The organism is Stenotrophomonas sp. AR029 (assembly GCF_047520695.2).
GTDB lineage: Bacteria > Pseudomonadota > Gammaproteobacteria > Xanthomonadales > Xanthomonadaceae > Stenotrophomonas > Stenotrophomonas sepilia.
Map to the genome: position 1 here is coordinate 1 of NZ_JAXBQQ020000014.1, position 7327 is coordinate 7327.

The following is a 7327-nucleotide window of genomic DNA, read 5'->3' on the forward strand; positions in this document are numbered from 1 at the left end:
ATCGACGGCATTGCGTTCCAGACCAACATCCTGGCGCTGAATGCCGCCGTGGAAGCCGCGCGTGCCGGTGAACAGGGCCGCGGCTTCGCCGTGGTTGCCAGTGAAGTACGCACCCTCGCCCAGCGCTCGGCCGCTGCCGCCAAGGAAATCAAGGGCCTGATCGACGACTCGGTCGGCAAGGTCGCCGAGGGCTCCAGCCTGGTGCACCAGGCCGGCAGCACCATGGGCGAGATCGTCGCCTCGGTGCAGCGTGTGACCGACATCATGGCCGAGATCTCCGCCGCCTCGCAGGAACAGAGCGCGGGCATCGAGCAGGTCAACCAGACCGTGGTGCAGATGGACGAAACCACCCAGCAGAATGCCGCGCTGGTGGAGGAAGCCACCGCTGCCGCACGTGCGATGGAGGACCAGGCCGTGCAGCTGGGTGAAGCCGTGGCCCGCTTCCGGCTGGCATCGCACGGCACGACGGCCATTCCGGCACGCCCGCTGGCGGCACCGGTACCGCGCCAGGTCGCCGCCGCCGCACCGGCGGCAAGAACGGTCCCGGCACGTGCGCTGCGCACCGCGACAGCCCAGCCGGCACTGGCTGCCGACGGCGACTGGCAGGAGTTCTGACCCCTTACGCGTAGAAAGTGATGCAAATCCCACTTCATAATCCGGTGCAGAGGCCGATATCCCCATCGAGCCTCGCACCAACGCGTGCTGGCGCCCGCCCCTGACCGTAGATTCCATGTCCGACGGCAACGACACTGCAGTGCATGATGTCCACGCGGCCGACGCCGCTGACGAGCGCTTCCTGGTCCGCAACCCGCGCCAGCTGCGGCAGCTGCTGCGCTCGCTGATCGACCAGCGATCACTGATCAACGCGCACATCGACGGCCGTGACCGTTCGTTCCCCACTGCGTTGCTCGACCTCGACGAGGACGAGGACTACCTGCTGCTCGATGGCAGCCCGCAGGAAGCCTCCAACCGCGCCGCCGAGCAGGCCGATCACCTGCTGTGCTTCGCCCAGCTCGAACGGGTGCTGGTGCGTTTCCGCCTGCACGAACTGCAGCGCGTGGACAACGACGGCCACGTGGCCTTCCGCGCCCCGCTTCCGGAAGAACTGGTGCACCTGCAGCGCCGCGAGCTGTATCGGCTGGAGACCCCGGTCACCGACTCACCGCAGCTGCTGCTGCCCCCCGGCGAAGCGCGCGCCGAAGCGTTGTCGATGCGCGTGGTGGACATCAGTGGCGGTGGCCTGGCCGTGGTGGTTCCCAATGACTGCGCGGTGTTCGGCCTGCAGAAGCGCTATCCGGCGCAGCTGTCGCTGCCGGACGGCCCCGACCTGGACATCGCGCTGGTGGTCTGCAACCTGTTGCCCCAGCGCCAGCCCAACGGCATCGAGGTCAAGCGCGTGGGCATGCGCTTCGACAGCCTGCCGCGCGGCGCCGACAGCGCCATCCAGCGCTACATCTTCCGCATCGACCGCCAACGCAAGGCACGCCGCAACGGCGAGCTCTGAGGCCGCCCGACCGGTAGTGCCGGCCGATGGCCGGCAACCCTGGAACGCATGCCGGGGTCAGATCCCTTTTCCCTGAAAAGGGATCTGACCCCATCCACTGCCCGGGCACCTAAAGTCCCCCCCAGCGGGGCCGATATCGAGCCTGACACCGGGACTTCCGGCAGAACCAGGACCCCTCGATGAACGACAAGACCAGCTCCGCCGCCAGCACCGGTGGCGAATTCCTCAGCTTCACCCTTGGTGACGAGCACTACGGCGTGGACATCCTCAAGGTGCAGGAAATCCGTGGCTACGACGCGGTTACCCGCGTGCCGGATGCCCCGGACTACATCAAGGGCGTGATCAACCTGCGTGGCACCATCGTCCCGGTGATCGACCTGCGCCTGAAGCTGCGCCTGGACAACGCCCGCTACGACGCCTTCACCGTGATGATCGTGCTGAACGTCGAAGACCGCGTGGTCGGCATCGTCGTCGACAGCGTCTCCGACGTGATCCCGCTGTCGGCCGAGCAGATCCGACCGACCCCGGAATTCGGTGCCGCTGTCGATACCCGCTTCATCTCCGGCATCGGTACCCACGACGATCGCATGCTGATCCTGCTGGACATCGAGACCCTGCTCGACAGCGCCGACATGGGCCAGGCCAGCCTCACCGAAGACGTCGCCGCCTGAGTAAACGGAACTGCTTCACGTTCCGGTCACAAAACCCTTCAGTTCCCCCCGGCGATGCCGATAGGGGGACAGAAGCCGGCCGCGCAGGAGCGCGCAGGGCCGGCCCGACCGTTACCATCCCCGGAGATACCCCTCGATGAAGTCCCTGCTTGCGTTCGTTTCGGCCGCTGTCCTGGCCACCACCGCCGCCTCCGCTTTCGCCCAGTCGGCTGACATGATCCCGCCGGAACTGGCCCCGCGTTCGGTCGGCAAGGACGGCATGGTCTGTGGCAAGGTTGAAAAGGCCCGCTACGCAGAAGGTTCCGAAGGCCAGCCGACCTTCCTGTACATGGGCGGCGCCTTCCCGCGCCACACCTTCTCGGCCCGCATCGCCGGCGAGAACCGCGGCAAGTTCTCCTTCCCGCTGGAAACCCTGGAAGGCAAGACCGTCTGCGTGATCGGCAAGATCCAGCGCGACGCCTCGCGCGCGGAAATCGAAGTCAGCTCGCCGGCTGGGCTGAAGCTGGCCAACATCAAGTAATCCGCTGTCCGTCGAACCACGCCGGACCTGGTGCCGGCGTGGTTTCTGCTGCAACCGGGCCCGATGCCCGGGCGCGTCTGCCTTAGGAGCTCGCAACGCCCATGCCGTGGATCAACAACCTGAAACTGATGCCGAAGCTGCTGCTGACCTTCGGCGTCCTCCTGCTGGTGATGCTGCTGCAGGGCATCGTCGCCTATCGCGGCCTGCATTCGCTGAACAACGTCACCACCGAGCTGGCCGGTTCACGCATGGAAAGCATCCGCCTCGCCGGCGAGATGCGCGGCATGCTGGGCGAATACCGCAATGCCGCCTACCAGCAGTTGATCCGCGCCAGCGACGACGTCAAGTCCGATGCGCGCAAGCAGGCCGTCGACCTGCGCACCAGCATGGACAAGTCGATCAAGGACTATCCGAAGCTGGTCGACAACGCACAACAGAAGAAGCTGTTCGACACCTTCGCCAAGGAATGGAAGGATGCGCTGGCGTCCTATGACAGCGTCACCGAGATGCTGGAACTTGACCTGCCAGACGATGCCATCGATACCTTCGTCGGCGAAACCCGTACCAAGCACCGCAAGGCTGCATCGGCGCTGGAAGCGCTGATCGCCGAAGACAACCGCCTCGCCCGCGCCTCGCGCGAAGAGGCCGCCTCCACCTATTCCGCCTCGGCCGTGCTGACCGTGATCGCCCTGCTGGGTGGCGCCGCACTCGGCCTGGTGCTGGTGTGGCTGTTCGCCCGCGCACTGGTCGGCAGCGTGCGTGGCGCCGTCTCGGTCGCCAACGACGTCGCCGGTGGCAAGCTCGATGGTCATATCGACGTCAGCCGCCAGGACGAAGTGGGCGAACTGATGCAGGCCATGCAGCGCATGCAGCGCGACCTCCGCGAGCGCATCGAGACCGACCAGGCCGTGGCCCGCGAGAATCTGCGCATCCGTACCGCGCTGGACTACAGCTCGACCGGCGTGTACCTGACCGACACCAGCAACACCATCGTCTACAGCAACCGCGCCCTGCAGCAGACCCTGAGCCAGTACCAGGACGAAGTTCGCCGCGACCTGCCGGACTTCGATGCCCAGGCCTCGCTGATCGGCAAGCCGGTCACCGTGCTTGAACACCGCGGCGAGATGGACCAGACCCTGCTGGGTAACCTGAAGGCACACGGCGTCGCCCGTCGCCCGATGCAGTATGGCGATGCCCAGTTCGCCCAGGTGGTCTCGACCATCCGCAATGAAGGCGGCGACACCGTCGGCTACGTGGTGGAATGGCGCGACCGTACCCAGGAAGCGCAGGTCGAAGCCGAAGTGGCCCGCGTGATCGCCCAGGCTGCCGCCGGCGACCTGTCCGGCCGCATCGACGCGACCGACAAGGAAGGCTTCTTCCTGCAGCTGGCCCAGCAGATCAACGGCCTGCTGGATGCCAACGCTGGCAGCATCGAACAGATCTCCGGCCTGCTTGCGGCACTGTCGCAGGGTGACCTGACCGTGCGCATGCACGGCGACTACCAGGGCGTGTTCGCCCGCATGCGTGACGATGCCAACGCCACCGCCGCGCAGCTGAGCGAGATCGTCACCCGCATCAAGCAGTCCAGCCGCGCGATCAGTTCGGCCGCCGGCGAGATCGCCTCGGGCAACAGCGACCTGTCGCGCCGCACCGAGCAGCAGGCTGCCAACCTCGAGGAAACCGCGGCCTCGATGGAGGAACTGACCTCCACCGTGCGCCAGAACGCCGAGCACGCCCGCCAGGCCAACCAGCTCGCCATCGGCGCGCATGGCGTCGCCTCGCAGGGTGGCGAGGTCGTCGGCCAGGTGGTCACCACCATGTCCGCCATCGAAGCCTCGTCGAAGAAGATCGCCGAGATCATCAGCGTCATCGACGGCATTGCGTTCCAGACCAACATCCTGGCACTGAACGCCGCCGTGGAAGCCGCGCGTGCCGGTGAACAGGGCCGCGGCTTTGCCGTGGTTGCCAGCGAAGTGCGCACCCTCGCCCAGCGCTCGGCCGCCGCCGCCAAGGAGATCAAGGGCCTGATCGACGACTCGGTCGGCAAGGTCAACGATGGCTCGGCGCTGGTGCACAAGGCCGGCGCCACCATGGGCGAGATTGTCGCCTCGGTGCAGCGCGTGACCGACATCATGGCCGAGATCTCCGCCGCCTCGCAGGAACAGTCGGCCGGCATCGAGCAGGTCAACCAGACCGTGGTGCAGATGGACGAAACCACCCAGCAGAATGCCGCGCTGGTGGAGGAAGCCACCGCTGCCGCACGTGCGATGGAAGAACAGGCCGGCCATCTCAGCGAAGCGGTGTCGATCTTCGTGGTCGATGAGGCCGAGGTCGTCGCCGCCCCGCGCGTCGCCGCAGCCCCGGCCCCGCGAGCCACCGCGCCGGCCGCCCCGGCACCGGTCGCACCGCCGGCCCGCCGCACCGCCGGCGGTCGCCCGATGGCCACCGAACTGGCCGACGGAGACTGGCAGGAATTCTGATGCCGGCCTGACCTGATCCACGAACACGCCCTGGCCCTGTGCTGGGGCGTTTTTGTTTACGGGGTATCTGGATATCCAGCCAACGGCGAAGCCCCTCGGGGTGGTCACGGAAAGCTGCGGATTTCCTTCGCTCGGGCCGGGAGGGTGGGTCGCGCAGGGGACGCCGTGAACCCGTCCATGGGGGCTTGGCCGCGGCATCCATGCCGCGGACACCCCTGCGCAACCCACCCTCCCGGCCACGGACAGTTTCCGTGCGCGTCCACCCCGGATTGAAGAAAGAAGAGCAAAAAACAAAAGCCAGGTCACTTCCGGGGTCAAATCCGTTTTCCGCAGGAAAACGGATCTGACCCCTCTTTCCATCTGGAACCCCAACGCTCTTTCCGTCCGACACCGAAATGCCGGGCTGGGCCGGGGTGGGTAGGCAGGACCGTTGGCGCCATGGATGGCGCCATCGAGCCCCCATGGACGGGTTTACGGCGTGTCCTGGCTGCCCACCCCGGCCCAGCCACCTACTGACAATCCAGTGCCGACCAACTGCTGTTGCTGTTGCTGTTGCTTCAAAACCAGCCTGCCGCAGGCAGCGCCGCAGCCGCCGCTGCAAGGAAACCTGAATACGTTCCGACAGCACGCCTCAATCCCCCGCCGCATCGGCCGATAACGGGGTTGTCACGGCGCATCCCGCCGCTGGCCGGCTCGGCGCCGCCCGCCCGCTTCGACCTGGTCCTGCTCGATGAATCTCCTGCATCGCTGGCAACACTACTTCAGCAATCTTTCCGTCCGGCGCAAGCTCAACCTGCTGACGCTGCTCATCGCGCTCGGCGTGATCGCGCTCTCGGTGATCGCCGCCCGCATGCAGTACCTGGATCTCAACGAGACCCGCAAGACCGCACTGAAGACCCAGGTCGAACTGAGCTACGGCATCCTGCAGCACTACCACCGCCTGGCCGGTACCGGCGAACTCAGCGAAGAGGCTGCCAAGCGCGCCGCGCTGCAGGCATTGGAAGTGATGCGTGCAGAGAGCGATACCTACTATTTCAACGTCTACGACACCGGCTACCGGCTGCTGATGCACCCGTTCCGCAAGGACCTGGTCGGCAAGGACATGAAGGACTTCCGCACCGACGACGGTGTGCGCATCTACTACGACCAGGTCGAAGCCGCCCGCGCCGGTGGTGGCTTCGTCAATTACCGCTGGGCCAAGCCGGGCAGCAAGGGCGACGTCGAGAAGGTCGCCTACGCCGGCCTGTTTGCGCCGTGGAACTGGGTGGTCAGCAGTGGCGTCTACATGGACGACGTGCAGAAGCAGGCGCTGGTGTTCACTGCCATCATGACAGTCTCCGGCGGCGTCCTGGTGCTGATCGTACTGGCCCTGAGCTGGGTCATCGGCAATCGCATCGCCGTGCCGTTGAAGCAGGCCACGGCCGTCGCCGAGGGCATCGCCGCCGGCAAGCTCGACAGCCATATCGGCCCGCAGCCGCACGATGAAACCGGCCGCCTGCTGGACGCCATGGCCGGCATGCAGCAGCAGTTGCATGCCGTAATCACCGGCCAGCGCGAAATGGCCCGCCGCCACGACGGTGGCGAACTCAGCTACCGCATCGACGCCAGCGCCTTCCCCGGCGAGTACGGGCTGATGGTCCAGGAAACCAACGCCCTGGTGGGTAGCCACGTGCAGACCCTGCACGATGTGCTGGACGTGGTGCAGCAGTACGCGGTTGGTGACCTGAGCCGCGACATCGCCCGCTACCCGGGCGAGAAGGCGGCGATGACCACCACCGTCGACACCGTCAAGGCCAACCTCGGCCGCATCAACGCCGAGATCAAGCAGTTGGCCAGCGCCGCTGCTGCCGGCGACTTCAGCCGCCGAGGCGATGCGCAGCGCTTCGACCACGATTTCCGCCTGATGCTGGAAAACCTCAACGCGATGATGGCGGTCAGCGATGACAACCTCGGCAAGCTGTCGCAGCTGCTGTCGGCCATCGCCGAGGGCGACCTGACCACGCGCATGCACGGCGATTACCAGGGCGTGTTCGCCCGCATGCGCGACGATGCCAACGCCACGGTCGCGCAGCTGACCCAGATCGTCGGCCAGATCCAGGCCAGCGCCTCCAGCATCACCCTGGCCGCCGGCGAGATCGCCTCGGGCAACAGC

At 66.6% G+C, this 7327-nt stretch carries 6 protein-coding genes; all 6 read left to right on the forward strand.

Annotated elements, in window-relative coordinates:
- Positions 1-615 (forward strand): methyl-accepting chemotaxis protein (locus ACM0PB_RS20095; RefSeq protein ID WP_495495134.1); only part of this gene is annotated, 615 nt, incomplete at its 5' end.
- 115 nt (positions 616-730) lie between these two features.
- Entirely contained in the window at positions 731-1504 is a 774-nt protein-coding gene (locus ACM0PB_RS20100; protein WP_005416413.1) for a flagellar brake protein, read from the forward strand.
- A gap of 179 nt (positions 1505-1683) precedes the next feature.
- A complete protein-coding gene (locus tag ACM0PB_RS20105) occupies positions 1684-2175 on the forward strand; it encodes a chemotaxis protein CheW (RefSeq protein WP_005416412.1) in 492 nt (163 codons plus the stop codon).
- Between the two features lie 136 nt (positions 2176-2311).
- Positions 2312-2695, forward strand: coding sequence for a hypothetical protein (locus ACM0PB_RS20110; protein WP_005416411.1), 384 nt, complete (start codon positions 2312-2314; stop codon positions 2693-2695).
- 101 nt (positions 2696-2796) lie between these two features.
- Positions 2797-5175: a methyl-accepting chemotaxis protein gene (locus ACM0PB_RS20115; RefSeq protein ID WP_138953772.1), complete on the forward strand. Its 2379-nt coding sequence runs from the start codon at positions 2797-2799 to the stop codon at positions 5173-5175.
- A gap of 730 nt (positions 5176-5905) precedes the next feature.
- On the forward strand, positions 5906-7327 hold a 1422-nt coding region (locus ACM0PB_RS20120), incomplete at its 3' end, for a cache domain-containing protein (protein WP_495495135.1).

Excerpts from the sequence above, each read along its gene's own strand:
- ACM0PB_RS20100 (WP_005416413.1), top strand. The coding sequence starts at position 731 with ATGTCCGACGGCAACGACACTGCAGTGCATGATGTCCACGCGGCCGAC.
- ACM0PB_RS20110 (WP_005416411.1), top strand. The coding sequence starts at position 2,312 with ATGAAGTCCCTGCTTGCGTTCGTTTCGGCCGCTGTCCTGGCCACCACC.
- ACM0PB_RS20115 (WP_138953772.1), top strand. The coding sequence starts at position 2,797 with ATGCCGTGGATCAACAACCTGAAACTGATGCCGAAGCTGCTGCTGACC.
- ACM0PB_RS20105 (WP_005416412.1), top strand. The coding sequence starts at position 1,684 with ATGAACGACAAGACCAGCTCCGCCGCCAGCACCGGTGGCGAATTCCTC.